Annotated in this window: 34 protein-coding genes; all 34 read left to right on the plus strand. The window is 64.5% G+C overall.

All coding sequences use genetic code 11. The features are described 5' to 3' along the window. Positions 1–407 (plus strand): hypothetical protein (locus ACY3GB_RS01280; RefSeq protein WP_463087107.1); only part of this gene is annotated, 407 nt, incomplete at its 5' end. Positions 408–451: 44 nt separating this feature from the next. Then, a complete protein-coding gene (locus ACY3GB_RS01285) occupies positions 452–1,411 on the plus strand; it encodes a hypothetical protein (protein ID WP_463087108.1) in 960 nt (319 codons plus the stop codon). Continuing rightward, a complete protein-coding gene (locus tag ACY3GB_RS01290) occupies positions 1,408–3,066 on the plus strand; it encodes a hypothetical protein (protein ID WP_463087109.1) in 1,659 nt (552 codons plus the stop codon). Before ACY3GB_RS01285 ends, ACY3GB_RS01290 begins: the two co-directional genes overlap by 4 nt. Beyond that, the gene (locus ACY3GB_RS01295; protein WP_463087110.1) at positions 3,063–3,287 is read left to right on the plus strand and encodes a hypothetical protein; all 225 of its coding nucleotides are present in this window, start codon (positions 3,063–3,065) and stop codon (positions 3,285–3,287) included. The genes ACY3GB_RS01290 and ACY3GB_RS01295 overlap by 4 nt, the downstream gene beginning before the upstream one ends. After that, positions 3,274–4,674 carry a hypothetical protein gene (locus ACY3GB_RS01300; RefSeq protein ID WP_463087111.1) on the plus strand — a complete coding sequence of 467 codons (1,401 nt, stop codon included), beginning with the start codon at positions 3,274–3,276 and terminating at the stop codon, positions 4,672–4,674. The genes ACY3GB_RS01295 and ACY3GB_RS01300 overlap by 14 nt, the downstream gene beginning before the upstream one ends. Then, positions 4,664–5,563, plus strand: coding sequence for a hypothetical protein (locus ACY3GB_RS01305; RefSeq protein WP_463087112.1), 900 nt, complete (start codon positions 4,664–4,666; stop codon positions 5,561–5,563). Before ACY3GB_RS01300 ends, ACY3GB_RS01305 begins: the two co-directional genes overlap by 11 nt. A gap of 184 nt (positions 5,564–5,747) precedes the next feature. Then, on the plus strand, positions 5,748–8,303 hold the full coding sequence (locus tag ACY3GB_RS01310) for a phage protease (RefSeq protein ID WP_463087113.1): 2,556 nt from the start codon (positions 5,748–5,750) through the stop codon (positions 8,301–8,303). 45 nt (positions 8,304–8,348) lie between these two features. Further along, positions 8,349–8,852 (plus strand): hypothetical protein, encoded by a 504-nt coding sequence (locus ACY3GB_RS01315; protein WP_463087114.1) that lies wholly within the window; start codon positions 8,349–8,351, stop codon positions 8,850–8,852. Next, positions 8,849–9,478 carry a hypothetical protein gene (locus ACY3GB_RS01320; protein WP_463087115.1) on the plus strand — a complete coding sequence of 210 codons (630 nt, stop codon included), beginning with the start codon at positions 8,849–8,851 and terminating at the stop codon, positions 9,476–9,478. The genes ACY3GB_RS01315 and ACY3GB_RS01320 overlap by 4 nt, the downstream gene beginning before the upstream one ends. Beyond that, positions 9,475–10,017, plus strand: coding sequence for a hypothetical protein (locus ACY3GB_RS01325; protein ID WP_463087116.1), 543 nt, complete (start codon positions 9,475–9,477; stop codon positions 10,015–10,017). Before ACY3GB_RS01320 ends, ACY3GB_RS01325 begins: the two co-directional genes overlap by 4 nt. After that, on the plus strand, positions 10,017–10,505 hold the full coding sequence (locus ACY3GB_RS01330; RefSeq protein ID WP_463087117.1) for a lysozyme: 489 nt from the start codon (positions 10,017–10,019) through the stop codon (positions 10,503–10,505). The genes ACY3GB_RS01325 and ACY3GB_RS01330 overlap by 1 nt, the downstream gene beginning before the upstream one ends. Next, a complete protein-coding gene (locus ACY3GB_RS01335) occupies positions 10,490–10,684 on the plus strand; it encodes a hypothetical protein (protein WP_463087118.1) in 195 nt (64 codons plus the stop codon). Before ACY3GB_RS01330 ends, ACY3GB_RS01335 begins: the two co-directional genes overlap by 16 nt. Then, positions 10,674–11,246, plus strand: coding sequence for a hypothetical protein (locus ACY3GB_RS01340; RefSeq protein ID WP_463087119.1), 573 nt, complete (start codon positions 10,674–10,676; stop codon positions 11,244–11,246). The genes ACY3GB_RS01335 and ACY3GB_RS01340 overlap by 11 nt, the downstream gene beginning before the upstream one ends. After that, on the plus strand, positions 11,236–11,523 hold the full coding sequence (locus tag ACY3GB_RS01345) for a hypothetical protein (protein WP_463087120.1): 288 nt from the start codon (positions 11,236–11,238) through the stop codon (positions 11,521–11,523). Before ACY3GB_RS01340 ends, ACY3GB_RS01345 begins: the two co-directional genes overlap by 11 nt. Next, positions 11,520–12,131: a hypothetical protein gene (locus ACY3GB_RS01350; RefSeq protein WP_463087121.1), complete on the plus strand. Its 612-nt coding sequence runs from the start codon at positions 11,520–11,522 to the stop codon at positions 12,129–12,131. Before ACY3GB_RS01345 ends, ACY3GB_RS01350 begins: the two co-directional genes overlap by 4 nt. Beyond that, a complete protein-coding gene (locus ACY3GB_RS01355; protein ID WP_463087122.1) occupies positions 12,106–12,297 on the plus strand; it encodes a DUF2635 domain-containing protein in 192 nt (63 codons plus the stop codon). The genes ACY3GB_RS01350 and ACY3GB_RS01355 overlap by 26 nt, the downstream gene beginning before the upstream one ends. After that, positions 12,298–13,779: a phage tail sheath C-terminal domain-containing protein gene (locus ACY3GB_RS01360; RefSeq protein ID WP_463087123.1), complete on the plus strand. Its 1,482-nt coding sequence runs from the start codon at positions 12,298–12,300 to the stop codon at positions 13,777–13,779. It begins immediately after the preceding gene. Positions 13,780–13,790: 11 nt separating this feature from the next. Further along, positions 13,791–14,144 (plus strand): phage tail tube protein, encoded by a 354-nt coding sequence (locus ACY3GB_RS01365; protein WP_463087124.1) that lies wholly within the window; start codon positions 13,791–13,793, stop codon positions 14,142–14,144. Positions 14,145–14,302: 158 nt separating this feature from the next. Next, complete coding sequence (locus ACY3GB_RS01370) at positions 14,303–15,073, plus strand: DUF4145 domain-containing protein (RefSeq protein WP_463087125.1); 771 nt, start codon at positions 14,303–14,305, stop codon at positions 15,071–15,073. Between the two features lie 70 nt (positions 15,074–15,143). Next, a complete protein-coding gene (locus tag ACY3GB_RS01375) occupies positions 15,144–15,620 on the plus strand; it encodes a hypothetical protein (protein ID WP_463087126.1) in 477 nt (158 codons plus the stop codon). 288 nt (positions 15,621–15,908) lie between these two features. Further along, positions 15,909–16,130: a hypothetical protein gene (locus tag ACY3GB_RS01380; protein ID WP_463087127.1), complete on the plus strand. Its 222-nt coding sequence runs from the start codon at positions 15,909–15,911 to the stop codon at positions 16,128–16,130. Beyond that, positions 16,127–16,372 (plus strand): hypothetical protein, encoded by a 246-nt coding sequence (locus tag ACY3GB_RS01385; RefSeq protein ID WP_463087128.1) that lies wholly within the window; start codon positions 16,127–16,129, stop codon positions 16,370–16,372. Before ACY3GB_RS01380 ends, ACY3GB_RS01385 begins: the two co-directional genes overlap by 4 nt. Positions 16,373–16,389: 17 nt before the next feature. After that, positions 16,390–16,971, plus strand: a complete 582-nt coding sequence (locus ACY3GB_RS01390; RefSeq protein WP_463087129.1) for a phage antirepressor N-terminal domain-containing protein — start codon at positions 16,390–16,392, stop codon at positions 16,969–16,971. Positions 16,972–17,233: 262 nt separating this feature from the next. Continuing rightward, a complete protein-coding gene (locus ACY3GB_RS01395) occupies positions 17,234–17,491 on the plus strand; it encodes an AbrB/MazE/SpoVT family DNA-binding domain-containing protein (protein WP_463087130.1) in 258 nt (85 codons plus the stop codon). 3 nt (positions 17,492–17,494) lie between these two features. After that, positions 17,495–17,839, plus strand: coding sequence for a type II toxin-antitoxin system PemK/MazF family toxin (locus tag ACY3GB_RS01400; RefSeq protein WP_463087131.1), 345 nt, complete (start codon positions 17,495–17,497; stop codon positions 17,837–17,839). 126 nt (positions 17,840–17,965) lie between these two features. Then, positions 17,966–18,304 carry a phage tail assembly protein gene (locus ACY3GB_RS01405; protein ID WP_463087132.1) on the plus strand — a complete coding sequence of 113 codons (339 nt, stop codon included), beginning with the start codon at positions 17,966–17,968 and terminating at the stop codon, positions 18,302–18,304. 102 nt (positions 18,305–18,406) lie between these two features. Beyond that, the gene (locus tag ACY3GB_RS01410) at positions 18,407–20,518 is read left to right on the plus strand and encodes a phage tail tape measure protein (RefSeq protein WP_463087133.1); all 2,112 of its coding nucleotides are present in this window, start codon (positions 18,407–18,409) and stop codon (positions 20,516–20,518) included. Continuing rightward, on the plus strand, positions 20,518–21,822 hold the full coding sequence (locus ACY3GB_RS01415) for a DNA circularization protein (RefSeq protein WP_463087134.1): 1,305 nt from the start codon (positions 20,518–20,520) through the stop codon (positions 21,820–21,822). The genes ACY3GB_RS01410 and ACY3GB_RS01415 overlap by 1 nt, the downstream gene beginning before the upstream one ends. Further along, entirely contained in the window at positions 21,815–22,945 is a 1,131-nt protein-coding gene (locus tag ACY3GB_RS01420) for a phage baseplate assembly protein (RefSeq protein ID WP_463087135.1), read from the plus strand. The genes ACY3GB_RS01415 and ACY3GB_RS01420 overlap by 8 nt, the downstream gene beginning before the upstream one ends. Continuing rightward, entirely contained in the window at positions 22,942–23,526 is a 585-nt protein-coding gene (locus ACY3GB_RS01425) for a phage baseplate assembly protein V (RefSeq protein WP_463087136.1), read from the plus strand. Before ACY3GB_RS01420 ends, ACY3GB_RS01425 begins: the two co-directional genes overlap by 4 nt. Next, positions 23,523–23,918 carry a phage GP46 family protein gene (locus tag ACY3GB_RS01430; RefSeq protein WP_463087137.1) on the plus strand — a complete coding sequence of 132 codons (396 nt, stop codon included), beginning with the start codon at positions 23,523–23,525 and terminating at the stop codon, positions 23,916–23,918. Before ACY3GB_RS01425 ends, ACY3GB_RS01430 begins: the two co-directional genes overlap by 4 nt. Then, the gene (locus ACY3GB_RS01435) at positions 23,915–24,994 is read left to right on the plus strand and encodes a baseplate J/gp47 family protein (RefSeq protein WP_463087138.1); all 1,080 of its coding nucleotides are present in this window, start codon (positions 23,915–23,917) and stop codon (positions 24,992–24,994) included. The genes ACY3GB_RS01430 and ACY3GB_RS01435 overlap by 4 nt, the downstream gene beginning before the upstream one ends. Next, positions 24,985–25,584, plus strand: a complete 600-nt coding sequence (locus ACY3GB_RS01440) for a YmfQ family protein (RefSeq protein ID WP_463087139.1) — start codon at positions 24,985–24,987, stop codon at positions 25,582–25,584. Before ACY3GB_RS01435 ends, ACY3GB_RS01440 begins: the two co-directional genes overlap by 10 nt. Then, complete coding sequence (locus ACY3GB_RS01445) at positions 25,581–26,747, plus strand: tail fiber protein (protein WP_463087140.1); 1,167 nt, start codon at positions 25,581–25,583, stop codon at positions 26,745–26,747. The genes ACY3GB_RS01440 and ACY3GB_RS01445 overlap by 4 nt, the downstream gene beginning before the upstream one ends. The last annotated feature ends 9 nt before the right edge of the window (positions 26,748–26,756 follow it).

Below are 26,756 nucleotides of genomic sequence, written 5' to 3' on the forward strand. Positions count from 1 at the left end.
GGCAGGGGCACCACCCGGCAGGGGGGGGCGGGTACCTGGATGTCTGCAATGTTTATGAACTTCCCGATGGAGCCAAAAAAAACCGCGCGCGCGATCCGCGCCTGGATGATCTTCGCCGGATGGGCATGCATCACAGCTGGCAGAGGGTTGCCGAGGAGATCGGCATGGATGCATTCCTTGCCATGTGGCGCATCCTGGACGCCGAGGAACAATGGCACCATTCTGCCGGCGGCATGGAGGTGCGGCTGCGCCGTTATCGCAGTTATGAGCATTTCCAGCGCGATGCCTATATTCGACAACTCGCTCGCAGCGGTGTGGCAACTACAACGATCCGCGAGCGCCTGCGAGAGGCGATGGGAATTGATCTGGAGTCGGGGCGGATCAAGAAAATCATTGGCCGTGACTGAATCCACCCCTTATCCCACCCCCGGCCATGCTGTGAAATACCAGCATGGCCAAGCGCGACCTTTCCAAACAGCTCGAATCCCTGACCTTCCGCTGCCCGGCGTGCGGGAGCACGTTTGACGCCGCTCCTGCGCGCGTGGATGACGAGCCCAGCCTCGAACACCACCCCTTCGCCTATTTCGCGGAATGCACCCGCTGCGGCGAGGAGGCGGCGCAGGCGCCGTTCCACAAATCGCTGGTGAAGGCCTGGGCGAGCGCCACCGGGCCGCGCACGGCGGCCGGCAAAGCCGCGAGCGCCAAGAACCTGGAAGGGCACCCGACACCGGAGGAGGCACTGCGCACCCGCTTCAACGCCCTGAAGCACGGCATGACGGCGGAGACGGCGCAGTACTTCCCGGCCCGGCCGGGCAAGTACCCTGCCTGCAGCAGCTGCGACGTAGATCGCGACTATTGCGGGGCGCAGCCGGCCTGCATTCGGCAAACCCAGCTCTTCATGGTCCACCACGCGGCGTTTGAGCAGCGCAACCCCAAGCACCTGACGCCCATCTATTCGTCCATCCAGGCCAGCATCACCGCCATCATCCAGCAGATTCTGCAGACCATCATTGCCGACGGCGTGAAGTTGGAGCATCCGGCCTGGGCGGTGACGCGCGAGGGCGATATCGTGATCGGCGAATACAACGATTTCGATACCGGCGAGAAGCGCATCATCATGGAGACGAAGGCGCACCCGCTGCTCAAGCCGCTGCAAGAGTTCCTGTCCCGCAACAACCTGGCGCTATCCGACATGGGCATGACGCCGAAGGCCATCGAGCAAGAAGAGCAGCAGATGGGCCGCCTGGCACCGGCCGGCGACGGCCAGAAAACGCTGACAATGGCGGAGTACGCCGAAAAGCAGGCCGCATCGCTGGTTGCACTCAAAGCCATGACCGACCGCGCCAACGCCCGCCGGCAGCGTGATCCGGTGCTGATCGAGTACCAGCAGCAGAACGGGGTCGAGCAGTGAGCGGCGAGCGCATCGGCGCCGCCCAGCGCATCAAGATCCAGCACCGCGCCGAGGCCGAAGTGATGCGCTACGCCCGGCCGGACCCCGCCACCGGCATCAAGCCCCATGCGCTATGGGCAAAGCATGTGCACAACGTCGATTTGGACGCCATGCAAGTGCTGAAAATGCTGGAGATGGACGCCAACCCCAACACGGTGGATTTCAGCTGCCGGCGGACGGGCAAAACGGCAGTCAAGGAGATGTACGCGCTGGAATTCCTGGCCACGACTTCATTTCAGGAAGAGGGCATCGTGGCGCCGCGGCTACAGCAGAGCCAGACCAACATTACCTATCACCTCGACGCTATCCGCCGTTCCGAGATCCTGACCGGCTGGATTGCGTACAAGAGCGGCCGGCGCCAGATTGCAGACCTGAAATACCAGTTTCACAACGGCAGCAAGGCAAGTTGCTACGGGATCATGAGCCAGATCGACGGCGACGGCATTTCCTTTGCCAGCCTGGAAGAAACGGACGACATGCCGGCGGAACGACTTTTCAGCCGGTTCTTGCCAATGCTGGGCTCCGCGCGCCGGCTGGGCGTAGACCAGGGCGTCAGCTTCAAGCCGCAAATCCGCATTACCGGTGTCCACAAGGGCGCGGACGTGCTCAGCCACCTGATCAAAACCGGCGGCTATCACATTCTGCCGCCGGTGGACGTGTACCTGGGCATCGAGCTGGGCATCCTGAACGAGGCCTTTGTGCTTGAGATGCAGTCCCAGCTGCCCGAGGCGGAATATATTCGCCAGTTCCTGTGCATCAACGCCGCCGCGCAAAACTGGATCTGGGAGAAATACATCCGCCGCGCCATGGCGGTGGGGCTGCAGGGCAATCTGCAGGCCGCGGGCCCGCTGCCTGGCCAGCGCTACCGCAAAAATGGGCTGCTCTCATTCGGCTATGACCACAGCGGACACGGCGAAAGCGCCCACGCCTCATGCTCTGCGCTGGTGGTATGCGAGCAGGTGGGAAGCTTCGTGACCTTCCCCTTTGTCCGCACCTGGCCGGCCGGCACAGACGACGCCGTGGTGGAGCGCGACCTGCTGGGCTACTGGGAGTACTTCCGTCCGGATTACGCCATGGGCGACGCCTACGGCCTGGGTATGCTCACCAGCCTCAACGACAAGCTGTTCGCCCTGGGCCTCACCGAGGTGGACCGCCGTGGCATAGGCGAGGGTCAGTCCACCGCCAGCACCTGGCAACACTGGCCATTCGCGCCGATTCGATTCGAGGGTATGACCAAGCATTCCATGGTGAGCGCCCTGCGCGCCGCCTTTCACAACGGCCAGGCCGCCATTCCCTACGTGGACGACGGCACCGACGCGCTTCGCGCCAAGAACCACGCAAACACCAACTGGGGCCCGTCAGCGCTGGACCAGGTGCAGGCCGACGCCAGCGACTGGGGCAGGTTCATCCGTCAGCTGGGCAACATCAAATCCAAGCCCGTGCAGGGCTCCAGTTACAACAGCTACAAAATGGCGAACCCGAAAATCGGCGATGACTTGTTCGACGCCGCCAGCGCCGGAGTCTGGGCGCTGCTCACCCGCGGCGTGGCCAGCTACACCCCGACGGTGATCGCCAGCCGCGGCATGACCACCGACCAACTGCTGGGGATGCGATGAGCTACGGCAAATACAAGCGCGCCCATCTGGACGACACCCTGCCGCCGCCTCCGCCGCTGACCCCGGCGCAGCGCCAGCGCGCCGCACAGATGCGCGACGACTGGCGCGAGGCGTTTGGCGACGACCAACTGATCCGCGACCTGCTGGACGCCGGCATGATCCATGGCTGGCGCAATGTTGTGTCCGTTACCCCGATCGAGGCCCCCGATGCCGATTCTTGATTCACTGCTGGCCCGTTTTGGCCGCCGCCCGACACCGTCCGCAACCAGCCAGTCCACGCCGCCGCGGACGGACCCGGAGGGCTCGACGCCTACGCTCCCCGGCGAAACCGCCGGCGCCACCAGCGAAACAGGCCGCCGCTCCACGCCGGAGAACCAGATCCGGGCCATGTACCGGCAGTTCTATGTGGACTACGACCTGCGCGCGACAATCCATGACATCCGCCAGATGGACCAGGCGGACGGCCGGGTGAAACGCATCCATGCCCGCGTAGCGCGGGACGTCACCCGCGGCGGCCTGGTGCTGCTGCAGACCGATCCCACCAGCCCGCTGCGCGCTGAGTGGGGCCGCTTCGTCAGCCGCTTGCAGCTGAACCGGGCGGAAAAGCTCAAGTCCGACGCCCGCGGCCTGCTGAAAGAGGGCAATCTCCCCATGCAGTGGGTGCTGGATGCCGCCGGCAACGTTGTGTCCGCCGTGCGCATGCCCACCGAGACAATGCGGCCCAATGTCGGCATTAACGGCCAGTTCCTGGACCCGCGCGCCGCCTACACCCAGATGGACCTGGCCAACGGCCTGGAGCTGGCCAGCTTTCCGCTGTGGCAGCTCACCCTGGCCAGGCTGGACCCGGAGAATTTCGACGACATGGGAGCGCTGGGCCGGCCGTTCCTGGACGCAAGCCGCGAGATCTGGCGCAAGCTGCGCATGACCGACACCGACCTGGTGATCCGCCGCAAACACCGCGCGCCGCTGCGACTGTCCCACGTGCTGGAAGGGGCCACGGAGGCGGAGTTGCAGGCCTACCAGGACCGGGTGGAAGCCAATGCCGAGCTGATCCAGACCGATTTCTACCTGAACAAGAAAGGCGCGGTGACGGCGGTGCAGGGCGACGCCACGCTGGGCGACATCGGCGATGTGACCTACCTGCTGGATTCATTTTTCGCCGGCACCCCACTGCCAAAGGGACTGATGGGCTACACCGACGGCATGGCGCGGGACATCCTGGAGGACCTCAAGCGGGACTATTACGACGAGGTGGACCAGCTGCAGGACACGCTGGCCTGGGTGTACGAGTTCGGATTCCGCCTGCAGCTGCTGCTCAAGGGCATCAACCCGGACGCGGAGGAATTCAAGGTGACATTTGCCGAGCGCCGCACCGAAACCGCCACCCAAACGGTGGACCGCGCCCTCAAGTTGTCCGCGCTGGGCCTGCCGAAATCGATGGTATGGGAGGAGGTGGGCTACAACGCAACCGAGGTAGAGGCCCGCCGAGAGAGCGACGCCGCCCACTACGACCCGTACCCGGAAGACAGCGCCGCGCCTACGGTCAAAATCACCCCCGGCAACGGCCGCAAAGGGGAGAGCGCAACGGATCTAGGCCATGCCAACTAGCCTGGAGCGCGCCGCCGCCATCCGCGCCGCCACTCTGGCCGCGGTGGAGCAGCGGAACCGGCTGAACAACACGGCGGTGGGCGAGCTGATCGAAACCTACGACGACGCCGGCGACCTGATCGTGCAGCACATCCAACGCGCGGCCGGCCAGGACGACCGGGTGAAGCTGGACCAGTTGCAGAACGTGCTGTCACATGTCCGCGAGGAGCTGCGCCGGCTACAAGATAGGAGAGACGGCCAGCTGTACCGCCGCATCGAGCAGTCCGCCCGCGTCGGGGCCGGCGTGTTCACCGGCGCGTTGCCGGAATCCACCCTGTTCGCCGTCAACCATTCCGCCGTGGCCTTTGTCCGTTCTTTCACCGCTGCCGACGGCCTGCAGCTGTCGGATCGCCTGTGGCGGCTGAACCGCAACGCCGCCCAGGTGCTGACCGATCATATCCAGTTCGCCGTGATCAACGGCGAGAGCGCCCACCAGGCCATGCTGCGCAGCATGGGCCGCGGCGAGGGCGTGCCGGCCGACATCGCCAGCGCCTACAACGGCGCCCGCGGCGGCAACCTGGGGCGCAGGGTGCGCAGCCTGATGACGGGCGAGGCGGACCCGGTCAACGGCAAGGGCGTGGTGTACCAAGCGGAGCGGGTATTCAGAAGCGAGATCAACCGCGCCCACGGCGAGGCCTATATGGGTGCGGCGTTCCAGACCGATGGCGTGGCCGGCGTGAAGTTTCGGCTGTCGCCCAACCATCGCGTCCGCGACGTTTGCGACACCCACGCCACCGCCGACCGTTACGGGCTGGGGCCGGGTGTCTACCCCAGCCGCGAGGCCTGCCCGTGGCCGGCGCATCCCAACACGCTCAGCTATGTGGAGGTGGTGTTTGCGGACGAGCTGTGAGGCGCGGGTTATTCACCATTTCTGTGGATAACATGGGGTAGACGGGCGGCGTTTATGCATCTCTGCGGTGCCTGCCTGTCGCTGCCTATTTTCTGAGCAACCGTCCAAATCCACCCCTTATCCCACCATCCCCCCATGCGTAACCTGCTAGAAACCGCGCAACCGCGCGCAGGCAGGGTATGCGATGCGAATTCGACACTTCCAACTTTCTGAACGGCCGGGCCAAGTGGTCCGGTTGCTGGCCGGCATGGCCGACGTGCCGGACGCCAAGCCCACCAGCTGGGTGACGATCACCCGCGAGGGTTCGTTTACCGATCCGCGTTACGGTCGCTTCGAGATCACCCGCGACATGCTGCTGGCCATGGTCAAGAACTTCGAGGCCGGCGTGGTGGGCACCGACATCTTCCTGGATGTGAACCACCAGCCCGGCGACGGCGCCGCCGCCAAGATTCTCCGGCTGGCGGTGGAGGGCGGCCGGCTACGCGCGTTGGTGGAATGGACCGACTTTGGCCGCGCTGCGGTCAAGGCCCGCGGCTTCCGTTATCTCTCCGCTGAATTCTCCGAAAACTGGCAGGACAACGAACAGGGCCGGCTCCACGGCCCCGTCCTGCTGGGTGCAGGCCTCACCGTGCGTCCGGTGATCAAGCGTCTGGACCCCGTCACGCTGTCGTGCGATTCCGGCGCGGACATCCCCTTGCTGCTCCACCCGGAGCTGGCGCGAACTCTTCTTTCCGAGGCGAAAACCACGATGAACAAGAACCTGAAGGCGCTGCTGGAGGCCCTGGCCGCGCGCAAACTGTCCGAGCAGGCGGTGACCTCCATCAAAACCCTGGCCGAGGCCCAGTTGGAAGGCATCACGGACGAGGCACAGGCCAAAATGCTCTGCGAGCAGCTGGAGCAAATGGCCATCCAACTTTCCGAGCAGTTGTCCAAGCTGCCGGCGAACGGCCCGGCGCCGGTGATCCAGCTGTCTGTTGGCGGCACGGACCACACCGCCGTCGGCGCGGCCGTGGCCAAAGCGCTGGCCGAGCGGGACACCGCCGCCAAGCTGCTGGCCGAAACCACCGAAGGCAAGCGCAAGCTGTTGGCGGAAACCATCGCCGCCGCCGCGGGCCTGGACGACGCCACCAAGAAGGCGCTGGCTGAGGCCGCCGCTGGCGTGATCACCGCCGACACCACCGACGACCAAGTGCGCGCGCTGGCGGAGATGCAGATCAAGAACGCCAACGAAGTTGCCGCCGCCCGGCAGCTTTCCCAGCTGGGCTATGGTCCGGCCGGCTCGCCGCAGATCACCGTGATTGCCGACGGCGTGAAGAAGCTCAGCGAGTTTTTCCGCGAGAACCTCGCCAAATCGGCCAGTGCCGGCCAGCTCCATCTGGACGCCAAGCAGGCGCTGCCGCCGTTCTGCCAGCGCGTGCTGGCCGAATACGACCGCATCCACGCGCCGCGGCTGGACGCCGAATACCGTGTGCTGGCGCAGGGCCAGGGTACGCTGGACATGGGCAACACCGCGCTGCCGCTGGGCGTGCAGCGCGAGGTGATCCGCGAGGCGCTGTCCGACCTCAACGTGCTGTCCCTGGTGCAGACCCTGACCGACTTCTCCGGCGCCGCGACCACGCAAATTCCGTATGAGCTGCGCGATGTCAGCCAGGTGATGAACGATGGCGTGGTCTACGAGGGCCAGTCGATCCCGTTCGCCGGCATCACCCAGGCGATGGATACCGTGTCCGTCACGCCCATGAAGCTGGCGCTGTCGATCACCAACGAGGTGCAGTTCTTCACCCGCGCCTCCGCGCTGAACTGGGACGCGCTGGGCCGCAACATCGAGAGCAACGCCCGCGTGCTGCGCGAGCTGGTGGCGCGCCGCATCTGCAACGAGCTGCAGCGCGCATCGGACAGCTATCTGGCCGTGCCGGTGAACAATGAAAACCTCTCCGCCCAGCTGGGCAGCGGCAAATCGCTGGTCAAACTGGCGCAGTGGCCGGTGGTGCGCCCGTTCCAGGCGCGGGACATGCAGGGCAACGCCGTAGGCCTGCCGGAAAACCCGATCACCGTCACGCTGAACAGCGTGCAGATCAAGCAGTGGGACGGCAGCGGCAAGCAGGCAACCGGCACCTACTGGCGGATGCTCAGCTTCAACCTGGGCACGCTGCAGTTTGTGGACCAAGCCGGCCAGCCCGTGGCCCCGGCAGCCACCGGCACCAATGCCATCAGCTACTCCATGGCCACCAACGTCACCAAGTTCGACCTTGACCCGCAGGGCGGCGTGACGACGGAAAAGTGGCTGAATGGCCTGATCCAAAAGGTAGGCAGCCGCAAGGCCATGATGAACAGCCAGCGTTATGTGGCGCCGGAGTTTCTGCTGATGTCGCCCACGCTGAACGACACCGCCACCAACGCCGAGCAGTTCGTGGCCAGCATGAAGCGCAACGGCAGCGACACAAACGCCCAGGGCGACCTGGAGGCAATCAAGGATATCCCGGCATATGGCACCAACGCGCCGGGCGTGGACCTGGGCGACGAGCGCATCCTGATGGGCCAGCGAAACGTGCTGGGCTACACCATCGCCAAGCCGTTCGTGACGGGCGAGCCGTTCGAGCTGACGGGGCAGGATGGCCACCCGATTGGCAAGAAAGCGGCCTATGGCGAGGAATACAACGCCATCGCCGTGCCGCGCCCGGTCCGCAACCGCTTCACCAGCGTAATCGTGTACTCCAGCACCGCCCGCGCGGCGCTGTAACCCAACCGGCCCGCCGCCGGCGGGCCGCATCACCGGATGCGACAGATGAAAATTCCGTTCTACAACGACACCGAACATTACCAAACCGTCGGCACCATGCTGGTGCCGCCTGGCGAAACCCGCGAGGTGGACGTCAGCATGGTGCCCAACTATGCGGCGGCAGATCTCGCCCTGGACGAAGATGCCCCGGTCCATATCGTGGACGCGCTGCTGGCCGGCCCGCTTTCCGAGCTGCTGTCTGCTATCCCCGTGCTGGCCCGCGAAGATCTGGAGCAGCTGGGCGAGCGCGAGCAGGCCGAGGGCCGCCGCAAGGACGTATTGGCCGCCGTGTCCGAACGCCTGCTCACCCTGGCCAGCGAGTCGCTGGGCGTGCCGGGCGAGACCCTGCCGCCGCCGGAAGATGAAGGCGGCGCGACCGGCGAGCATGCCGAGACCCTGGGCGCAGACCTGGCCGCCGGCGAATCCGATACCGCGACCGTCGATGTCCTGGCGAGCGATGCCGGCGCGCTGGTTGTGGAGCCCAAGGCCGCCAAGGGCAAGCAAAAGTGACCACCCTGTCCGCCCTGGCCCAGTCCCTGCGCGCCAGCATGCTGGGCGCCGCGGATGAGTTCGACCGCGAACCGGAACGGGGCAGCCTGGCGCAGTTCCAGCGCCTGCTGCAGGTGGCACTGGACGACTACAGCCGCCGCCGGCCGCTGATCGTGCTGGGCCGCCTGCAGCTGGAAGCCGAGCGCGTGGTGTACGACTGCCCTGCGGACCTGGTTGCGGTGCAGGCGTTTGACTGGGGCCGGGCGGACAAGGCCCGCCTGCCGGTGTGGGCGGACGGCTGGCCGGGCCGCCTGCCGGACATGCGCGTCAGCTGCGACGGCGACCGCCGCGTGCTGTACCTGATGCCGGCCCCGTCAGCGCGTCAGATCGGCTTGCTGGGCAGCGCCGCCAGCTACCGCTACCGTGCGCGCCACACGCTGGACGAGCAGGGCAGCACCATCCCGGCCGGCGATGAGCCGCTGGTGCTGCTGCGCGCTCAAGCCGAGGCCATGCGCGAGCTGTCCATCTCCAACACCATCAAGCCCTACCAGGTGCGCGATGGCATCAGCGCCACCCCGCGCAATGGCACGCCGTCCTATCTGCACACGGTGCTGATGGAGGAGTTCGAGCGGAGGATCTGCCTGTGATCGGCAACGTATACGTCAACGACGACGTGGTGCGCGCTGCGTTTGAGCGGGCGCCGCAGGCCATGGCGCGGGCCATGGAGCCGAAGGTGGAGCGCGCCGGCCAGTACCTGAACCGTGCCGTGCGCCAGAAGTTGCGCAGCAACCGCAGTATGGGCTTCACCACGCTGATGAACGCCATTCACGTTCAACGCCCGTTTGCCATGGCGCGCGACGTGGTGGCCGGCGTGCGCTACGCCCGTTTCGTGGAAGATGGCACCGCCCCGGGCTACCGGGGGCTGCCGCCCATCCGCCCGCTTGCCGAGTGGCTGCGCATCAAGCACGGGCTGGACGAATCCCAATCCCGCCGCCGCGCCGGCGGCCTGGCGCGGTTCTTCCGTGACCACGGCACCAAGGCCGCGCCGTTTTTTAAACCCGCATACGACGAATCCCAATCCCGGCTGTTTGCCATTCTGCGCGAGGGCGCAGAGGCCGGCGTGCGCGCTGTGACGGGCATGGGCGGCCACTATGCATTCACCGGCAGCTATGGAGGGGCCCTGTAATGGCAACCAAGAGAGTCGCAGTCGGTGGCGGCATCATCGCCGCCATCATCGCCTTCACCTCCCCGTGGGAGGGCGAGCGCCACATAGCGTATCAGGACGTGGTGGGCGTCTGGACCATCTGCATGGGGGAAACCCAGGGCGTGAAGCCCGGCATGCGGATGAACCACCAGCAATGCGCCGAGCAGATGGCGCGCCGGGTGCCGGATTACCTGGGCCCGGTGGACAAGCTGATGCCCGGCCTGCCGGACAACCGCCGGATCGCCTACACGGACGCCGCCTGGAACCTGGGCGTGGGCGCGCTCACCCGGCGCAGCGCCGGCACGGACGGCCAGCCGCGGCCGGGGACCAGCATTGTGGATCTGGAGCGGACCGGTAAATGGCGCGCCGCCTGCGACAGGCTGCTGCAATTCAACAAGGCTGGCGGAAAAGTGCTTGCCGGCCTGCAACGCCGCCGCGAGGCAGAGAGGGCGCTATGTCTCAACGACTGAAACAGTTCCTGCTGGCCCGCCTGCAGGAACCATCCACCTGGCGCGGCGCGGTGATGCTGGCTACCGCCCTGGGCATCACCGTTTCGCCGGACACCGAAAACGCCATTATCGCCATTGGCCTGGCTGTTTCCGGCCTGCTGGGCGCGCTGCTGCCGGAGAGGAGGGGCAATGCCGAATAACGCTCTCCTCGACGCCGCGCTGCTGGCGGCGCTGGCCGCCGCCATTGGCGGGTTCTGGTACGGGCATAGCCAATACCAGCAGGGCCTGGCCGTCGGCCGGGCCGAACTGTCCGCCTACCGCGCCCAGGTGGCGGAACAGCGGCGCATTGACGGCGCCGCCGCCCTGCAGCGCTACCAGGAACAAACCCGCCAGCTGGCCGACGTGTCCGGACAGCTGGATGTCACCCTGACCGCGCTGGACACCGCGCGCGACCAGCTCACCCGGAGGATTCCCCGTGCCGCTCAACGCCCTGCGCCGGTTGCCGGCGCTGATAATCCTGGCCTGCTCTCTGTTGACGGGCTGCGGGTCTATAACGACGCCCTCGGCCTGCGCGCCGACGCCAGCGCCCCCGCTGCCGGCCAATCTGACGCGGACAATGCCGCCGCCTCCGCCGCTGACAGCGGGGTATCACGCGCGGACATCCTCGCCCATGCCCGCGACTATGGCGCCTGGTGCCAGTCTGTCGCCGCCGGCCGCGGCGCGCTGATCCAGATCCATGCGGAGGCCGCCCATGGCCAATGAATCGCGCGCGCCCAGCTGGCATTTTGAGAAACGCATCAACCTGGGGGACGTGCTGACTACCCTGGCGTTGGTGGGCACGCTGCTGGGCTTCATGCTGACGCTGGACCGCCGCCTGACGGTGGTGGAGGAGAAACAGACCCAGCAGGTGGTGATTGACCGCCAGCAGGATGAACGCCAGCGCGAGCAGACAAACGAGGTGAAGGACCAACTGAAGGGCATGGACTCCAAGCTGGACAAGCTGGTTGAGCGCCAGTTGGATATGCGGAGGCCGCAATGACCGCCATCAGCCGCGCCATGGGCGCGCTGCGCGCCAGCCTGGCCGCCGCGCTGCCCGATCGCATCCACACCGCGTCACTGGTTGACCACGTCCAGCGCCAGCCGGCCGAGCTGGAGCAGGGCGTGGTGACGGCGCTGTTGCCGGAGATAGAGCCCGGCGACTGGGACAGCACGCTGAGGCTGCGCGTGGTGGGCCAGTTGCAGGTGCGCAAGCACGTCAGCCAGCCGCATGACGTGGAGGCGGCCGAGCTGGCGCTGTACGGCCAGCTGCGCGCCTGGCTGCGCAACCCCGGCCCGGCCGTGCCGCGGCTGACGCTGCGCAGCACCCGCTTCAGTTCCCAGCTGGAATTCCCCTATGGCTGGGTGGCGCTGGAGTTGGACATGGGCCCGCTGGACGAGGCCGACGCGCCGGACAGCGAAACCTACCCGCCCAACCAACAGCCCGGCCGCCTGCTGCGCGCCCACATGGACGTGGACCTGGCGCCGCACGAAACCCGCGACGAGCACAACAAATGGCTGCACGGCGACTACAGCGCCAGCCGGCCGGAACTCACCCTGGAGACCCAGCATCATGGACCCGATCATGATCAACCTGAAACCGGCGGCTGACGGCCTGCTGGTAAGGCTGGAGGACGGCAGCGGCTACCTGCCGGCCGCTGGCCAGCCGGTGCCGCTCACCGCCTACTACCGCCGCCGCATGGCCGATGGCGACGCGGCGGAAGTTCAGCCCGAACCGGAACCGGCCAAGCCGGCGAAACAGAAAGCGGAGGCGTAAATGCCCGACAACATCACCTTCATGTCCATCCCCGTGGGCGTCCGCACCGGCGGCGTCTACGTTGAGATCGACCACACCAAGGCCACGCGTGGCCTGCCGCAGATGGAGCGCAAGCTGCTGGTGCTGGGCCAGCGCCTGCCGGCCGGCAAGACCGCGGCGCTGGTCCCGTCCCGCATCCTCAACGCCGACGACGCCGCCACCCAGTTCGGCCGCGGCTCCATGTTGCACGCCATGGCGCGTGCCCTGGACGCGGTGAAGGCGCGCTACGGCCTGATCGACGTCTACGCCGTGGCGCTGGATGATCTGGACGCCGGCGTGGCGGCGAAAGGCACCATCACCCTGACCGGCGCCGTCACCAAGCCCGGCGTGCTCACGGCCTGGGTTGGCGGCGAGCGGGTGCGGGTCGCCGCCAGCATCGGCGACACCAACGCCGCGTTGGCCGCCAAGCTGGCCGACGCCATCAACGCCAACGCGGACCTGCCCGTGACCGCCAGCGCCGCCGCCGGCGTGGTCTCCGTGGCCTGCCGCCACAAGGGCGACGCCGGCAATGGCATGGAGCTGGCCGTGGCCTACTACGACGAGGACGCGCTGCCGGAGGGTATTACCGCCGTCTGCGCCAACCTCGCCGGCGGCGCCGGCAACCCGGACGTGGGCGCGGCGCTGGCCGCCGTGGCGGAGGACTGGTTCTACAGCATCGTCAGCGCCTACAGCGATAGCGCCAGCCTCGCGTCGCTGGAGGCCGACATGGACGGCCGCTGGGGCGGCATGAACATGCGCACCGGCCATGTGTTTACCGCGCGGGACGGCACCCACGCCCAGCTCACCACCTGGGGCGCGGCCCGCAACAGCCCCCACGTCAGCGCCTGGGGCCTGAAGGGCTGCCCTACCTGGGCGCCGGTGCGCGCCGCTGCCTGGGCCGGCGTGTGCGAATTCCACGGCGCGATCGACCCCGCGCTGCCGCTGCGCGCTGTGGAAGTGCCCGGCGTGCTGGCTCCGCGGTTGAAAGACCGCTTTGGCCGCAACGAGCGCGAGCTGCTCCTGCGCGACGGCATCAGCTCCACCACCGTGGACAGCGGCGGCAAGATCATCCTGGAACGGGTGATCACCACTTACCAGAAAAGCCCGTTTGGCATGGACGACGAAAGCCTGCTGCGCCTGGAAACAAAATGGACGGCCGACTACTACCGCTACGCCGTGCGCAGCCGCATCGCCCTGCGTTTTCCTCGCCACAAGCTGGCCAACGATGGAACCAACGTCGCCCCCGGCCAGGCGCTGGTTACGCCGTCCATCATCCGCGCCGAGCTGATCGCCCTGCACCGCGAGCTGGAATTCGCCGGCATCGTGGAGGACACCGAGCAGTTTAAGAAAGACCTGATCGTGATGCGCAGCGACGCTGACGTGGACCGCGTCAACGCCGTGCTGCCGCCCAACCTGGTCAACCAGTTCGTCACCTTCGCTGCAGCAGTGCAGTACCGTCTGTAAAGGAAACCGATATGGCACGCATGACCGGCGTGGTGTACATCACGCTCAATGGCCAGAAAAAGCGCAGCGAGGGCGACGCCAGCCTCAAGGTGGGCGGCAAGATCCGCGAGCAAATCAAAGACGCCAACGGCCCTTGCGGCCTGGCTACCAAGGAAGTGAACGGTGCGGAAGTGAAATTCACCCTGCGGCACGGCAGCGACGAGGACGTGGTGGCGCTGCAGCAACTTGACGAAGTGACGCTGCTGTTTGAAACCGACAGCGGCCAGCGCTACCTGGTGGCCAGCGCCGGCACGGTGGGGGAGGTGGAGCTGAAGGGCAACAAGGTGGACGTCACCATGGCCGGCAACCCGGCCGAGCTGGTCTGATTCCACCCCTGTTTGCACCGCCTGGCACAGACCATACTGGCCCTGCGCTTCATGGCGTTCTCCTCTTGTAGTCCTACGGTGTGGCAACCGACCCAAACCCCGGCCTGGCGGCTGGGGTTTTTTATTGCTTGCGACTTCGCTTTTTAGGAGAATGTCATGTGGAAAATGCGACGATCACGGGAGTAACTTTGTTGGACGATAAGACGGTTGGGAAGATGAAGGGGAGATGTCCAAGATGCGGTGGTGAAAGGAACTGTATCGTTCATGGTGCGTTTGCAGAGCCATGGGAATGGACAGATGGGTGTCATCATATGCATGGAAATATTGACCACTTTATATTGCAGTGTATGGGCTGTGAAAATGTCTTTTATCAGTCCAATAGTTGGGACTCTGAGTCATGCGAGCATGGCTATGGAGAAGATGGTCAGGTGGAAGTATATTGCCCTATCAGTGTTGAAACCTTCCCCGCTGCTAAAGGAAAGGATGTTCAGCCAGACTGGGTGTGGAATATCGAAAAAATTGATTATCAATTGCACGCTATTTTAATGCAAACTTATAATGCCTATAAGGATGATGGGCTAATTCTGGCATCTGTTGGTTTGAGAACTGCACTGGATCGTGCGACTGAGCTTTTGAAGATTGATCCTGGTAATACCTTGGAAAACAAAGTAAGGATGCTATTGGAGAATGGATATGTAGGGGCGACAGAGGCAGATATTTTAAAAGTCGTTGTTGAGGCTGGGAACGCTGCAGCTCACAGAGGATGGGTGCCGAGTCTTGTTGAGTTCCAAGAATTGTTGAAGCCTTTAGAGGCTTTTATTGTAAGGACTTTTATTGTTGGTAAAGTAGCGCTTGATATCGCAGACAAGGTGCCCAAAAGACAAGGGCGCCCACCTAAAGAAAAAGCAGCAGATAAAGCCGCGAAATAGAATGGTTGGGTTCGGTCTAGTGCTGAAGCGAAGTGATTGAAATGATGATGAATAAATTTTTGGGGGCGGGATGGGGTTTTTTCTACTTTTGGCTTTTGTTTTAGGCGCATTATTTTTCGGATTTAAGTACCGACAGCTATCCTATCCTGGATCGCTGACTTTAAGGCAGCGTATAATGGTAGGTGCTGCTGGGTTTTTGGGTGGCGTGGTGTGCGTAATTATTATAGGGTTGCCATATAATTACATAACAAAAAATGAAAATGCACAGGTGCAAGAAGATATAGGAAAAAACCCTTCGCCGGTCTCTGTTCAGAATAACAGTTGGAATGGTGGAGTGCGGCAAGTGGAGGATTACTTGAAGGATAATCTGAATGATCCAGACTCTTACGAGAGTGTTGAGTGGAGTAAAGTTTCTCTAGTTGGTAAGTTGTATGTAGTTCGCCATAAGTTTCGAGCGAAAAATAGTTTGGGTGCGAAAGTGATTGAAAACAAGATATTTGTTTTAAATAGGGATGGGGATGTGATATCTGCGACAAACGCCGAATGATTCACTTCGCTTTTCACTTGACATAGCCCGCGTCAGCGGGCTATCGTCATATCCGGTGCTCAAAACACCATCTAGAAGCGGCTTCCGCACCCGTCAGCCCTGCGGTTTTTTTGCGTCCATAGTTTTTGCATTGGCCCATATGTGGGACAATGTGCGTCCTATGGCCGGGTGTGCGGCTAATACAATACCCGCAAGGGGAATATGCCCGCCGACTTCTAGCGGTTTTGAGCACCCGGCCGCCCTATCAAAAGGGGCGGAACCCTCAAAAGGTTCTAGAAGGAGGCCATCATGGCTGCTCACCATTCCGCCGGCGCGTCCGCACTGGCGCTTTCCTTGTTGTATGTCTTGGTGCAAGTGTTTCCCACTACGTGCCGCACCCTTGCCGTTTTCCCTTCCCAGCTTGAGGCTTTGTCTTATGCCCGCCAGAAACTGGCGGAAGGCCGGGAGCGCCTGTCCGTCGCGCCGGCCGCCGCCGGCTGGGCCGTGCGCCAGATTGGCGGTGCAGCATGAGAGGCCGCAAGCAAACGTCGCTGGCCGTCGTTCCCAACGAACCGACTGACCTGAACGAGTTGATGCTGGACAGCGCGGACGACCTGCTGCAGTGCTGCAAAGCGCTGGAGGGGGTGATGACGCTAGTGGGGGAGTTTCGCGGCGACAGCGTGCTGCCCACCGAGAATCTGTACTTCCTGCTGGATTGCGTGGACCGGCGTATGCGCGGCCTGCACCAGAGCATGGAACAGGCGCTGAACTGAGCGGGGAGGGTACGAACATGCAACAGCTGAATTTCGCCCCGGTGCCGTTCCGCGGCGCCACGCTCTATCTGGTGGAGCGCAACAGCGAGCCCTACACGCCTATGAAACCGATTGTTGAAGGGATGGGAATCGATTGGGCAGGGCAGTACACCAAGTTGAAGGCCAATCTTGCGCGCTGGGGTATTGAGATGATCTCAATACCTTCACAGGGTGGCGAGCAGGACATGCTGTGCATGCCCCTGCGCAAGCTTGCCGGCTGGCTGATGACCATCCACCCCAACAAGGTGAAGCCGGAGATCCGCGACCGCATCGTGGCCTATCAGAACGAGTGCGACGAGGCGCTGTGGCAGTACTGGACCACCGGCATGGCTATCAAGCCAGGCGTCAGCCCGCCGCCGCCGGCGAGAGACCCATTCCTGGAAATGCTGGTCAAGGAGTTCGGCAAAGGCAACAAAGCTGCCGCCGCGTTGCTGAAAAGCCGCTACGGCTTGGATCTGGACTTGGCCGGGCAGCGCAAGCAGATAGCGGACAGCAAGATGACCAAGCAACAAAGGCTGAACGAGTACGGCAAGCGGTTCACCGGCGACGGCGGGGCGTAGTGGCAGGTGTTCCATTGAACGTACACATAGGCCCCGCAGATGCGGGGCCTATGTTTTACTTGTGTAAAACAAAATGTTTTACTAGAATACAACTCGCCATCAATAGGGGTGGCTATGAGGAGGTGTGATATGTAGAACCATCAATGGCTTTTTCATGCAAGAAAGTGGAGCAGTCGGTTTACGACTTTCCTCTAACTACCAATTTCAGTCGCAATCGTGTCTACGAGTAAAGCTTGCGCTGAATATACGATCAGGAAGTTATATGACAATCGCTACGCTTCGTCGCTCGGGGGGGTCCCTTATCATGACAATCCCTTCGGCGTTTGCAGAGCAAAATCACTTATCTGCCGGTGATAACGTGGTTCTCAACATAAACGGGCCCAGTATGACCGTGCTGGCGGAACGGAAAAGGCGGGAGCTGAAACGCTACAACTTGAAAGAGCTTGTGGCTAACACCGACCCTGTATTTTTGAAACCGGTATGGGATGACGTACGACCGGAGGGCCAGGAGATCTGGTAATCCATGATTTATGTACAAGGCGACATCGTTCATTTGAACTTTTCCCCGGCTGTCGGGGTGGAAATGCAAGGCCCACATTTTGGGTTGGTAATTTCGGGTAGTGACCTTAACGTTACTGGGGCTGGGTGGGTTTGTCCCATTACGCAAGGGGCGCAAGAGTTGGCCCGTGAAGAAGGTTTGACGGTCTCGTTGATGGGAACGGGCTTGCAAACGCAGGGTATCATTTTGGTGCATCAAGTCCGCTACTGCGATTTTCTTAGCAGGGGTGGCAGCCGTGTTGTTGATCACGTGCCAGACTATGTTCTGGATGAGGTGCTTGGCAAAGCGGCATCAATTCTCAATATCTAAGCAATATCAGAAACCCGCTCTGCGGGTTTTTTTTCGTCCAAATCCACCCCTTATCCCACCATCCCACCCCGCCCACAATGCCAGCATGGCGCGCCCGCGCCATCCTTTTCTCTTTCAGGAGCTGGCATGTCCGAACTCGCAATCCTCACCGTCAACCTGAAGCATGGCATCACGCTGAGGGGCACCGTTCACAAATCCGTTGTCCTGCGCGAGCCGTTGCTGGACGACATGATCGCCGCTGAAGAGGAGGCCAACAGCGCGTTGACGCCGCTGGCCTACCGCCGCGCCCTTGTAGCCCGCCAAATCGTCAAGCTGGGTGACACCGATGTCCCAGTGACGCCTGGCATGCTGGGCAAGCTGAAGGGGGCGGATTGGGCTGCGCTCTCGGCTGGGCTGCATGAGGTGCAACAGCTGGGGGAAGCCGACAGCGACGACGGCAGGGCCTCCTCGGCGGAGTCCTGCTGATCGCGCTGAAAACTGGATGGCGGCGTGACGAGATTTTGCGCCTGCCAGTGCCGGAATTTGTCTACTACCGCGACACCCTGATCGAAGCCGCCGAGACCGACGATGAATAACGAACTGCCTTTGACCGTCCGCATCATGGCCGACGCCGCCCGCTACGCGGCAGGGCTGGGCGTAGGGATCCGTGAAACCGCGAAGTTCTCGGCGGCAGTTCGCAAAGAGCTGACGGAAGCGAAGGCGATGTTTGGCGGGCTCCACGGCCAGATTCTCACCCTCACAGGCGGGCTGACGGCCTTGAAAATGGGAATGGACTCGGCCGGGCTCGACAAGAGCCTGACCAACATCAAGCTGACGGCGGGCGCAACCTACACGGAAATGGAACAACTGCGGCGAGACCTTTTCGCCATGGGGACAGATACGGGCCGAGGCGTAGATGATCTCAAGCAGGGCTTCAACAACCTGATCCAGATGGGGCAAGGCTGGAAAGAGGCGCGGCAGGAAATCGAGGCGACCAACATCGCCATGGCAGTCAGCGGCGCCAATGCCGACAAATTGACCAGCGCGCTGGGGGTTGCAAGTGTGGCGTTCCACTTTGACCTTTCCAAAGAGGGAAAAGCCCTGGAGCTGCTGGACCAGATGACGGTGGCGGGTCGCAAGGGTAATGCCGAGCTTGAGAACCTGTCGGATATTTTCGGCCGAGTGGGACCAAGCGCGGCATCAGCAGGAATGGGATTCACCAAAACCCTGGCGTTCATTGAAGGTCTGTCGCTGATTGAGCGTCAGCCAGAACGATTGGCAACTTTGGCTGAGTCTACGCTGCGCCTGTTCAACAACATGAATTACGCCAAAGAGGCGGCCAAGGCGACCAAGATCAAGTTTTTCAACGCCGACGGAAGCCGACGTGATGCTGTGGCGGTGCTGGAGGATCTGCGCGTCAGATTCCAGAAGCTGAAGACGGACAAGGAACGCGCGCTGTGGCTGCAAAAGGCATTTGGCAAGGCCGACCTGGACACCATCAAGGGCTTGAAAATCTTGCTGTCCGGACAGTCGCTGGCCAACGTCAAGGATTTCGACAACAGCATCCGCAATGCGTCTGGCACGCTGAAGCGCGAGCTGCCGGAAGCTATCAGTAACGCGGTGGACCAGACCGGCAGGCTGAAGGCCTCGCTGCGAGAGGCTGCCGACGGTTTCGTCAGGCCCATCAACGACACCCTGCAAATGTCTATCCGCTGGGCAATGGACAAAAAGAAAAACGGCGGGCTGGAGCTGGACGGCAAGGACATGCTGCTGGGCGGGGTGGGCGTGGTTGCTGGCACCGCATTGGCCGCGCGATATGGCGGCAAACTGATCGGAGGGATCGCTGGAAAGCTGGGCGGCACCGCTGCCGGGGTGGCGACTGGCAAGGCGTTGCAGGAAGCTGCCGGCGTGACGCCGGTGTACGTGGTCAATATGCCATCTGGTGGTCTGCCAGGCGGTGCAGTTCCTCCCGTTCCAGGCCTCCCTGGTGGCGCTGCTGGCGGTGCCGCCGCCGGCGCTGCCGGGGCGGCAAGCTGGCGGGCAGGCGCTGCGCTGGCAATGGGTCTGCCGTTGAAAGAGTTCCTGGCACTGGGCGCCAGCGCTTGGGCGACGACTGCCGCCGGCGTTCTGGCATCTGGGGCCGCCGGCTATGGAGTCGGAACGGGGGCTTACAAATTGTCAGAGGGGACCAGCGCGGGAGACTGGATCGTTGACAAAATCGGCGGCGGGATCGCCCACGTGCTCGCGCTGTTTGGCAACGTAGAGGCGAAAACGGCGATCGAGATAAACCGCAGGATCCAGGAGCAGAACGGAGGCGGGCCTGTCGCTGAATCTCCCGCAGTTAAAACAGCGAGAGAAGTTTCCGAAGGCAAAAAGGCCCCGTCGCCATTCCCGGCGTCCTCCTATGCGCAAACAGCCAAGGCAGCTCAAGAGGCCAAGCAGGCCGCCAAAGCGGCCCAGGTGCGCCAGGCTTCAGATGCTGACGTAACAAACCGCCTCAACAAGGTTCTACAGCGCTATGGCGAAGAGGACGCCAAGCGGGCGATAGCGTTGTCGGAAAAAATCAAACAGGCCGACCTGGGCGGGACGGTGAAAATCCAGGTTGAAACCGCACCAGGGACCACTACAACCGTTCACGCCACGCCGTCTAGTAGCCGCATGAAATTCCAGGTAGGCCGCACCATGCAGGAGGCTAACTAATGGAGGCCAAACCCGACCCGATCTATGGCAGCTGGCGCGGCCGGCCGTTCTATTTCAAGAGCGCCGGCGCGGAGGTGGGCCGGCGCAACGTGCTGCACGAATACCCGTACCGGGACATCCCCTACGGCGAGGATCTGGGCCGCGCCGCGCGGGTGTATCGCGTCACCGCGCTGTTCATCGGCCCCACGGCCAAGCAGGACCTGCAGCTGCTGTTGGACGACCTGGAGGCCCCGGGGCCTGGCGAGCTGGACCACCCCTACCACGGCAGGCTGCTGTGCCAGCTGCAGGCCAAGGCGACGGTGCGCGATCCGGATTTCATCGGCGGCGTCACCGAAGTGGAAATGGTGTTTGTTGAGGCTGGCCAGAACCTGGAGCCGAACGCCGCGGACGATACCGACGCCCAGCTGGACGAGGCGGCGGACGAGGCCCTGGCCGCCAGCGCGGACGAGCTGACCGGCAATTGGCTGGAAGATATTGCCGGGCTGGCCGAAGAGGCCGCGGCTGTGGTGGAGCAGACCTGCGCCGCGCTGGAGAGTTATCTGGCCCCGCTGGACCAGGCGCTGGCAGCGGTGGACCGCATCATCAACGCCGTTCAGCGCATCATCAACGCGCCGTTGGCGCTGGTGGGGCGCATCCAGGGCCGCATTCAGTCGCTGATCGGCCGGCTGCGCAATCCGTTTTCCGGACTGTCCAGCTGGCGCAAGCTGTTGCGCGGCGACGTGCTACACCCCTACCAGACGCTGGAGCCCAACTGCGGCCGGCGTCCCGCCGATGCGCCGCGAGCGGCCAGTTCCCGTCCAGCCTGGGCGGTGGCCGCTGCCCAGCGCATTGCCAGCCAGCAGGGCGGCAGCGGCGTGCCGACCGGCAGCCGCGGAGCGGCTCAGTCCGGCCAGGCGCAGACCCTGCCGCTGATGCCGCCGTCTCTTACCGACTACGTGCGCAGGGTGCTGGTGATCGAGGCGGCCCGTTCCATTCCACGCGCGCAGTTTGAGAGCAAAGCTGAGCTGCAGCAGGCGCGGGAGGTGATCCTGGACGCGCTGAACGTGGAGCTGCAGGCGGCGCCGGACACGCTGTATCCGGCCATGCAGGCGCTGCGCCAGGCCGTGGCGCGCAGCCTGGCGGCGCGGGCGCCGACGGTGGCGGAGCTGGACATCCTCACCACCCACGCCACGCTGCCGGCGCTGGTGGTGGCCTACCAGGCCACCGGCGGCGTGGAGGTAGCTGCGGATCTGGTGGCGCGCAACGGCGTGCGCCATCCTGGATTTGTGCCGGCCGGGCGGTTGGAGGTGCTGCGCCATGGCTGACGTGTGCGAGCTGCGGGTGGGCGGGCAGATTTTCGGCGGCTGGACAGATATCGAGATCCAGCGCGGGCTGGAGCAGCTGGCCGGCCAGTTTTCGCTGCAGGTGACGGAGCGCTGGCCCGGCCAGGACGAGCCGCGGCCGATCGTGCCCGGCCAGCGCGCGGTGCTGACCATAGACGGCGAGCCCGTGGTGACTGGCTATGTGGACGAGTGCAACCCAGGCTATGACGCGTCCAACACCTGGTTTCACGTCTCCGGCCGGGACAAAACGGCGGATCTGGTAGACAGCAGCGCCATCCACAAAACCGGCCAGTGGAAGGGGGCCAGCATGGCCCGCATCGCCGGCGACCTGCTGGCGCCGTTTGGCGTGGAGGTGGTGGTGGGCGGGCGCGCCGGCACGGCGAATCAGGCCATTCCATCGTTCAACATCGAGGAGGGGGAAACGGTGTTCGACTGCCTGGAGCGGGCGGCGCGCCAGCAGGCGCTGATGATGTGGACCGACGGCCGCGGCCGGCTGGTGATAGATCTGCCCGGCACCGACCACGCCCAGACCTCGCTCAACGAGGGCGACAACATCCTGCGCGCAGACGGCCGGTTCAGCTGGCGCGAGCGCTACAGCGAATACATCGTCAAGGGCCAGGCCAGGGGACACGCCCAGCACGCGGTGAAGGGCAGCGCCAAGGACGCGAGCGTCAACCGCCACCGGCCGCTGATCGTGCTGGCGGAGGACAACGCTCACGGCCCCAGCGCCGCCGAACGCGCGGCATGGGAATGCACGGTGCGCCGCGGGCGCGCCAACCGCGCCAACATCCGGGTGCAGAGCTGGCGGCAAGCCGGCGACGCCGGGCCGCTGTGGGCGCCCGGGCTGCGGGTGACGGTGAACGCCCCGCGGCTGCGCATCCGCGCTGAGGCGCTGATTGTCAGCGTCACCTACCTGAAAAACGCCAACGACGGCACGGTGTGTGACCTGGAGATCGCCGATCCGCGCGCGTTTGACCTGCTGTCCGGCGTGCGCACGGCAAAGCTGGGCTCGCACGGCACCAGCAAGCACGGCTTGGCAAGCGGCAAGGGCGACAAGCACGGCAAGAAGAAAAAATCCGACGATGACGACTGGGGGAGCCTATGAACGCGTGGCAAAAAATGCGGCTGATGGTGGCGCGGGGCATCGTCAACCTGGTGAACGACGCCGGCGGCCTGCAGCTGCTGCAGATCTCCGCGCTGGACGGCGAAACCCGCGATGAAGTGGAGAGGGCGCAGAACTTCGGCGCCACCAGCCACCCGCCGGCCGGCAGCGTGCCGGTGATGGTGGCGGTGGGCGGCTGCCGCGACCACCTGGTGGCGGTGGCCGTGGACAACGAGGAACACCGGCCCAAGGGGCTGAAGGCGGGCGAGAGCGCCACCTACAACGCCGCCGGCGTGCTGTTCCTGTTTGACGACCAGGGCAACGCCACGCTGACGTGCAAGCGCTTCATCGTCAACGCCAGCGAAGGAATGGATGTGGCCACGCCATTGGCCACGTTCAGCCAGGCGGTGACGGTGGGCGGGTTATTCACATACAAGGCGGGCATCAACGGCACCGGCGCCGGCCTCTTCAGCGGCAGCCTCACCCACAGCGGCGGCGGCTTCACGTCCAACGGCATCACCCTGCACAGCCACGCCCACGGCGGCGTGCTGAAGGGCGGCGACCTGTCAGGCCTGCCGGTATGAGCCGCCGCCTGGTAATCGACCTGTCCGCGCCGCTGCCGCTGGCGCTGTTTGCCGATCCGATCGACAGCGCCATCGTGCTGTCGCTGTTCTGCGATGCCCGCGCGCTGCCGGACGACCGGCAGACCGACCCACGGGGCTGGTGGGGCGACGTGCTGGCCGGCGTGCCGTATGACCGCTGGGGCAGCCGGCTGTGGCTGCTGGCGCAGCGCGCCAAGAACACGCCGCAGACCCTGCGCGACGCCGCGCACTACGCCCGGGAGGCGCTGCAGTGGATGGTGGACGACGGCGTGGCGCGCAGCCTGGACGTGTCCGCCCGCGCCGCAGGCGACGAAAACCTGCTGCTGACCATCACCTTGGACGGCAGCGCCATCAATCTTGAGGTACGCACATGATTCCCCGCCAACCCCTAGCCGAGATTGCCCGCCGCGTGGAGGCGGAACTGACGTTGCAGACAGCCAGCGATCCGTTGCGGCGCAACCTGTTCACCCCGCTGGCGCGTGCCCTGGCCGGCGCGGTGCACGGGCTCTATGGACATCAGGATTGGATTGCCCGGCAGATCCACCCGATGGAGTGCGACGAGGACGTGCTGGTCTCCGTCCACGCCGCCATCTGGCTGCCGGATGGGCGGAAGCCGCCGGCCGCCGCCAGCGGCAGCGCGCGCGTCACGGGCGCCAACAAGGCCCCGCTGCCTGCCGGCGAGCAGCTGGCGCGGGCGGATGGCGCGCTGTTCGCCGTGGTGGATGGCGTGACGCTGCCGGATGCCGGCCCGGCTGCCGCCACGGTGCGGCTGATCTGCGTTCAGCCTGGCGCGGCCGGCAATACCGAGCCCGGGGCGCGCCTGCGGCTGGTCAACCCGGTGCCGGGCATCAGCGGCGAGCTGGAGGTATTGGCGCCGGGCCTGTCCGGCGGCGGGGATCTGGAGTCCATCGACGAGCTGCGCGCCCGGGTGATGGAGGCGCGCTACAACAGCGGCCAGGTGGGGCGGGCCCAGGACTGGGAGCTGTGGGCGCGAGAAGTGCCAGGCGTAACGCGCGCCTGGGCGGCGCCTAAGCTGCTGGGCGCGGGCTCGATCGGCGTCTACTTCGTCCGCGACGGCGACCCGGACCTGATCCCGGACGCCGCCGAGGTGGCGGCGGTGCAAGCCCACCTGGAGCAGACCGGCACGCCGTTCAGCGAGATCTACGCGCTGGCGCCCATCCGCCGGCCGATTGATTTCCGCATCCGGCTGACGCCAGACACGCCAGCCATCCGCCAGGCAGTGACGGATGCGCTAGCTGCATTGCTGGCCAGCGAGGGCGCGCCGGTGCGCAGCGGCACCACCACGCCCGTCACCATTCCCCGCAGCCACTTCACAGAACAGATCTCGGGCGCGCCGGGCGAGTACGACCACCAGCTGCTGGCGCCGGCGGCGGACGTGGCGTGCGGTGTTGGCGAGTTGGTGGTGATGGGGAAAATCACATGGCAATGACCGCGGCCCACTACCAGCAGCAGCTAATGGCGTTACTGCCGCCCGGCCTGGCGCTGATGGCGGAGGAAGGCAGCGAACTGGCCGCACTGCTGGCGGCGCTGGCCGCCAAGCTGGCCGACACAGACGCCCGCGCCCAGCTGCTGCTGCAGGAGTCCGACCCGCGCCGCGCGGTAGCGCTGCTGCCGGAATGGGAGGCATCCCTGGGCCTGCCGGACGCGTGCACGGTGGGCGAGCAGACGCTGCTAGCGCGCCAGCAGGCGGTGGTCGCCAAACTCACCGACGCCGGCGGCACGCGCGTGCCGCGCTTCCTGCAGCTCGCGGCGCGGCTGGGCTATCCCGGCGCCACCATCACCCGGTTCCGGTACCACCACTGCGAATTGAGCTGCGAGGAGCCGCTGCAGGACATCGGCTGGCGGCATACCTGGGCGCTGAACCTGCCAGCCGGCACGCGGGTGGTGGAGGCAACGACAGAGTCCGGCGCCGAGGAGCCCCTTCGCACCTGGGGCGACACGATGATCGAGTGCGTGATCCGGCGCGAGGCGCCGGCCGTCAGCACGGTTTTGATTGCATATGGAGGAGCAGGCCAATGAGACGAGTAGGTGACAACCGCAATCCGGTGCGGGACAAATTCGGTCCGGGCAAACATGGGTTTGGCCCGGGCAATCCGCAAACCGGGCAACCGGCGACGACGCCGGGATATGAGCTGTTCGACAGCTGGCAGGAAGAGATGGCCAGCGTGGTGGAAGGTGCTGGGTTTGCGCTGAAACCGGACCAGAATATCCAGCTCTTGCAGGCGATCCGCGCCATCGCGTGGGGTAACACAGCCAGCCGCCCGACCACCCTAGCGGGATACGGGATCACCGACGCTGCCAGCAAGGCGGATCTGCAAAACGCGTTGTTGTCGGTGGCTCCGCTGGATAACCCCACATTTACCCGACGAATCACCGTGCCCGAAGGGACGGTCAAGGCGCCAGGCATCACATTCGCTCTCGATGGTTCTGGCGATACGGGTTTTTGGCACATCGCGGATGGGTTCATCGGCATTGCCTGCAATGGTGTGGAGGCGGGCCGGTTCGGCCCTGATGGGATGATTCTGCCGAACAGCCCTCTTGGCGCGAGTGATCCACAACCTGCCAGCCATGCATTTGTGCAGGCTGCCGTCGCTGCGTTGAGCGGGACAGTGCCAGCCAATCTCAACACGCTGGGGAAACTGGGCGATGCAGTGAACGATGACCCCAATTTTGCTACAACGATGGCGAATGCTCTAGCTGGTAAAGCCACCGTGGCGGCGGCGGTGGCGGCAGCACCGCCTGGACTTGTTGGCTATTTCGCGGGGCCTGCTGAGCCGGCGGGCTGGTTGCGTGCCAACGGCGCGCCGGTATCTCGGACAACGTATGCGGCATTGTTCGCCACTATCGGCACCATATACGGTGCTGGAGATGGCTCAACAACATTCAACTTGCCCGACCTCCGCGGCGAGTTCGTGCGTGGCTGGGACTATGGCCGCTTGGTTGACACCGGACGAACATTAGGTAGCAACCAGTCGGACATTGTTGGACCTCATGATCACACGATAAAACGCCCGCAGGACGGTGGAACTTTAGCAATTCCTGGTTCTAGCGGGAGCTGCTGGTCATATGCCGGTCCGGTTGCATCTGCAAACCAGGCTCCGCTCGTTACGGGAGTAAATTCTGGTAGCGGCACGGAAACCCGTCCCCGAAACGTTGCATTACTCGCCTGCATCAAATTCTGATGAATGGAC

This window comes from Chromobacterium sp. Ag138 (genome assembly GCF_055181315.1).

What these genes read in the sequence shown, in the direction of transcription:
- ACY3GB_RS01285 (WP_463087108.1), top strand. Translation starts at nt 452, where the DNA reads ATGGCCAAGCGCGACCTTTCCAAACAGCTCGAATCCCTGACCTTCCGC.
- ACY3GB_RS01295 (WP_463087110.1), top strand. Translation starts at nt 3,063, where the DNA reads ATGAGCTACGGCAAATACAAGCGCGCCCATCTGGACGACACCCTGCCG.
- ACY3GB_RS01300 (WP_463087111.1), top strand. Translation starts at nt 3,274, where the DNA reads ATGCCGATTCTTGATTCACTGCTGGCCCGTTTTGGCCGCCGCCCGACA.
- ACY3GB_RS01305 (WP_463087112.1), top strand. Translation starts at nt 4,664, where the DNA reads ATGCCAACTAGCCTGGAGCGCGCCGCCGCCATCCGCGCCGCCACTCTG.
- ACY3GB_RS01310 (WP_463087113.1), top strand. Translation starts at nt 5,748, where the DNA reads ATGCGAATTCGACACTTCCAACTTTCTGAACGGCCGGGCCAAGTGGTC.
- ACY3GB_RS01315 (WP_463087114.1), top strand. Translation starts at nt 8,349, where the DNA reads ATGAAAATTCCGTTCTACAACGACACCGAACATTACCAAACCGTCGGC.
- ACY3GB_RS01330 (WP_463087117.1), top strand. Translation starts at nt 10,017, where the DNA reads ATGGCAACCAAGAGAGTCGCAGTCGGTGGCGGCATCATCGCCGCCATC.
- ACY3GB_RS01335 (WP_463087118.1), top strand. Translation starts at nt 10,490, where the DNA reads ATGTCTCAACGACTGAAACAGTTCCTGCTGGCCCGCCTGCAGGAACCA.
- ACY3GB_RS01340 (WP_463087119.1), top strand. Translation starts at nt 10,674, where the DNA reads ATGCCGAATAACGCTCTCCTCGACGCCGCGCTGCTGGCGGCGCTGGCC.
- ACY3GB_RS01345 (WP_463087120.1), top strand. Translation starts at nt 11,236, where the DNA reads ATGGCCAATGAATCGCGCGCGCCCAGCTGGCATTTTGAGAAACGCATC.
- ACY3GB_RS01350 (WP_463087121.1), top strand. Translation starts at nt 11,520, where the DNA reads ATGACCGCCATCAGCCGCGCCATGGGCGCGCTGCGCGCCAGCCTGGCC.
- ACY3GB_RS01355 (WP_463087122.1), top strand. Translation starts at nt 12,106, where the DNA reads ATGATCAACCTGAAACCGGCGGCTGACGGCCTGCTGGTAAGGCTGGAG.
- ACY3GB_RS01360 (WP_463087123.1), top strand. Translation starts at nt 12,298, where the DNA reads ATGCCCGACAACATCACCTTCATGTCCATCCCCGTGGGCGTCCGCACC.
- ACY3GB_RS01365 (WP_463087124.1), top strand. Translation starts at nt 13,791, where the DNA reads ATGGCACGCATGACCGGCGTGGTGTACATCACGCTCAATGGCCAGAAA.
- ACY3GB_RS01375 (WP_463087126.1), top strand. Translation starts at nt 15,144, where the DNA reads ATGGGGTTTTTTCTACTTTTGGCTTTTGTTTTAGGCGCATTATTTTTC.
- ACY3GB_RS01380 (WP_463087127.1), top strand. Translation starts at nt 15,909, where the DNA reads ATGGCTGCTCACCATTCCGCCGGCGCGTCCGCACTGGCGCTTTCCTTG.
- ACY3GB_RS01385 (WP_463087128.1), top strand. Translation starts at nt 16,127, where the DNA reads ATGAGAGGCCGCAAGCAAACGTCGCTGGCCGTCGTTCCCAACGAACCG.
- ACY3GB_RS01390 (WP_463087129.1), top strand. Translation starts at nt 16,390, where the DNA reads ATGCAACAGCTGAATTTCGCCCCGGTGCCGTTCCGCGGCGCCACGCTC.
- ACY3GB_RS01395 (WP_463087130.1), top strand. Translation starts at nt 17,234, where the DNA reads ATGACAATCGCTACGCTTCGTCGCTCGGGGGGGTCCCTTATCATGACA.
- ACY3GB_RS01400 (WP_463087131.1), top strand. Translation starts at nt 17,495, where the DNA reads ATGATTTATGTACAAGGCGACATCGTTCATTTGAACTTTTCCCCGGCT.
- ACY3GB_RS01405 (WP_463087132.1), top strand. Translation starts at nt 17,966, where the DNA reads ATGTCCGAACTCGCAATCCTCACCGTCAACCTGAAGCATGGCATCACG.
- ACY3GB_RS01410 (WP_463087133.1), top strand. Translation starts at nt 18,407, where the DNA reads ATGAATAACGAACTGCCTTTGACCGTCCGCATCATGGCCGACGCCGCC.
- ACY3GB_RS01415 (WP_463087134.1), top strand. Translation starts at nt 20,518, where the DNA reads ATGGAGGCCAAACCCGACCCGATCTATGGCAGCTGGCGCGGCCGGCCG.
- ACY3GB_RS01420 (WP_463087135.1), top strand. Translation starts at nt 21,815, where the DNA reads ATGGCTGACGTGTGCGAGCTGCGGGTGGGCGGGCAGATTTTCGGCGGC.
- ACY3GB_RS01425 (WP_463087136.1), top strand. Translation starts at nt 22,942, where the DNA reads ATGAACGCGTGGCAAAAAATGCGGCTGATGGTGGCGCGGGGCATCGTC.
- ACY3GB_RS01430 (WP_463087137.1), top strand. Translation starts at nt 23,523, where the DNA reads ATGAGCCGCCGCCTGGTAATCGACCTGTCCGCGCCGCTGCCGCTGGCG.
- ACY3GB_RS01435 (WP_463087138.1), top strand. Translation starts at nt 23,915, where the DNA reads ATGATTCCCCGCCAACCCCTAGCCGAGATTGCCCGCCGCGTGGAGGCG.
- ACY3GB_RS01440 (WP_463087139.1), top strand. Translation starts at nt 24,985, where the DNA reads ATGGCAATGACCGCGGCCCACTACCAGCAGCAGCTAATGGCGTTACTG.
- ACY3GB_RS01445 (WP_463087140.1), top strand. Translation starts at nt 25,581, where the DNA reads ATGAGACGAGTAGGTGACAACCGCAATCCGGTGCGGGACAAATTCGGT.